Genomic DNA, 1,900 nt, shown 5'->3' on the forward strand with positions numbered 1-1,900 from the left:
TCCGCGCCGGGCGCACCGGCGGCGGGTCCGGCCTTCTCGTCGGACGGGTGCCCCCAGCGGGCCGCGTCGGCGAGCCCGGCCAGGCCCTTGGTCAGCTCGGAGAGCCCCTCGGCCAGGCCGGTGGGCCAGTCGCCGCGCGCCGCGTGGTCGCGCACCTGCTGCTCGACCCGGCGCTTGATCCGCAGTGCCTCCTGCTGGGCCGCCGTCCGCGCGGCCTTGGACTGCTCGCGCAGCCTACGGGCCTCCTCCTCGGCCGCCTTGGCCTTGGCCTTGGCGGCCTTCTCCTGCTCCTTGGCCCGCTTGGCCTGCTCCTTGGCCTGCCGCTTGAACTGGGCGAACTCCTCCTTGGCGCGCTGCCAGGCGGCCTGGTCGCCCCACGGCCCGGCCCACGGGTTGCCGCCGTTCCCGCCGTTCCCGCCGTCCCCGTCCTCCGGCTCCGGGGCGCCGCTCCTGCGGGCCTGCTCGGCGGCGCCCCACAGCTCCTCGCGCAGGTCCTTGGCGCTGTCCCGGACGTCCTCCCGGATCGCCCCGGCCAGCTGGGCCACCGAGTCGTGGATCTCCAGCTCCAGCTCGTCGAGTTCGCCCCGCCGCGCGGCGAGTTCGGCGCGGCCCGTGTCGGTGAGCCGGTAGACCTTGCGGCCGCCCTCGGTGCTGTGCGCGACCAGTCCCTCCTGCTCCAGCTTGGCCAGCCGGGGGTAGACGGTGCCGGCGGACGGCGCGTACAGGCCCTGGAAGCGCTCCTCCAGCAGGCGGATCACCTCGTAGCCGTGGCGCGGGGCCTCGTCGAGCAGCTTCAGCAGGTAGAGCCGGAGCCGGCCGTGGCCGAAGACGGGGGTCATGTCAGGCCTCCTTGGTGAGGTCGGGGCCGGTGGACGGGCCGTCCCCGGCGGGCAGCTCCCGGGCGGCCGCCTGGGTGTCGTCCTCGGCGTCCGGCCGGTGCAGCACGGTGACGGCGCCGGACACGGTGGTCACCGAGAGGCTGCCCTGGCCGTCGCCGAGCTGGCCGGAGAGGCGCTTGGTGCCCCAGCTGCCGCCGACCTTGAGCTGGTCGAAGCTGGAGGAGAGGTCGCCGCTGGTGGTGCCGGCCTCGACCTTGGTGTCGGCCAGCGAGGGGAGCCGGACGCCGACCGCGCCGCTGACCGTGTTGACCTTGATCTCGGTCGGGGTGGCGGCCGCGAGGTCCAGGGTGACCGCGCCGGTGACGGAGTTGGCGGACACCTTCTCGGCGGTGCCGGCGACCACGGTGAGCCGGCCGGAGACGGTGTTGAGCCGCAGCTGCCCGGCCACCGCCTGGGCGTCCACGTCGCCGGTGACGGTCCTGGCCTCGGTGCGGCCGGTCAGGCCGACCAGGGTGACGTCGGCGCCGGCGGTCTGCGTCGAGACGTGCCCGGTGACGCCGGAGACCGTCGTCGCGGCGGAGACGGTGCCGACCTTGACCTCGGTGCCGGCCGGCACGGTCAGGGTGACCGCGGCGGTCCGCTTGCGCTTGAAGGAGGAGAAGAAGCCCTTCACCGACTCGACCGACTTGAGGACGTCGCCGAACTCGTTCCAGCCGCTGAGGTCCTTGTAGGTGACGGTCAGCACGCCGTCGACCAGGGTGACGTGCAGCGGCTCGCCCGTGAGCTCGGTGACCTCCAGGCGGGCGGGGCCCTCGGCGGCGACCACGTTGACCGTGCCGTCGATGGTCCGCACCTGGAGCGTCCGGACCGTCTCCTCGATGGTGATCCTGTCGGGTCCTTCGACCGTCCACTGGCTCATCTCTGCCGCCTCCCGTTTCGGACTCGCGATGTATCGCGTTCTCTCCCTAAAGACGATATATCGCGTGACGGCGAAGTCAAGGGAGTCCCACCCCGGGGCCGACCCGGAGCGGCCCCGGAGTCCGGCCCCTACGGGGAGCACG

At 73.8% G+C, this 1,900-nt stretch carries 2 protein-coding genes; both read right to left on the reverse strand.

Annotated features, from left to right (window positions below):
• On the reverse strand, positions 1–839 hold an 839-nt coding region (locus ABD308_RS09165), incomplete at its 3' end, for a helix-turn-helix transcriptional regulator (protein WP_344330581.1).
• Position 840: 1 nt separating this feature from the next.
• Positions 841–1,758: a DUF4097 family beta strand repeat-containing protein gene (locus tag ABD308_RS09170; RefSeq protein WP_344330584.1), complete on the reverse strand. Its 918-nt coding sequence runs from the start codon at positions 1,756–1,758 to the stop codon at positions 841–843.
• Positions 1,759–1,900: the final 142 nt, after the last annotated feature.

It is taken from the genome of Kitasatospora putterlickiae (assembly GCF_039527695.1).
Classification (GTDB): Bacteria; Actinomycetota; Actinomycetes; order Streptomycetales; family Streptomycetaceae; genus Kitasatospora; species Kitasatospora putterlickiae.